This window comes from Arthrobacter sp. Y3225116, from assembly GCF_059091245.1.
Genome location: NZ_JBNHGL010000581.1, coordinates 1 through 373, shown reverse-complemented (window position 1 = coordinate 373; position 373 = coordinate 1). Strand labels below are relative to the sequence as shown.

The window sequence follows — 373 nt, the reverse complement described above, 5'->3', positions numbered from 1 at the left end:
GGCGCCGCGGTCTCCGCCGCCGCCATGGCCGGTGCGCTGGTGGTGGCGGGGGGAATCTACGCGATCTCGTACCGCTCCAGCGCGGTGTCCGGGGCGGCCGGCTCGCGGCTGATCCTGGTGGGCATCGGCTTCGCCGCGGTGATGCAGGCGCTGGTCAGCTACCTGCTGACCCGCACGGATATCCGCACCGCCCAGGGGGCGCTGGTCTGGCTGAACGGGTCGCTGAACTCCAGCAATTGGGACCGGGCAGCGGTCCTGGTGGCGGGGCTGTGCGTCCTGTTCGTGGCCGTGGCACTGTTGGCCCGCAGCCTGCACGGCCTGGAAATGGGCGACGACGCCGCTGCCGCGCTGGGTGTCCGGGTGGCGCCGGCCC

1 protein-coding gene is annotated in these 373 nt (G+C 73.5%); it reads left to right on the top strand.

The features are described 5' to 3' along the window. Nucleotides 1-373: iron chelate uptake ABC transporter family permease subunit (locus AC5RV2_RS19060; protein ID WP_494093626.1), on the top strand; the 373-nt coding region annotated here is incomplete at both ends.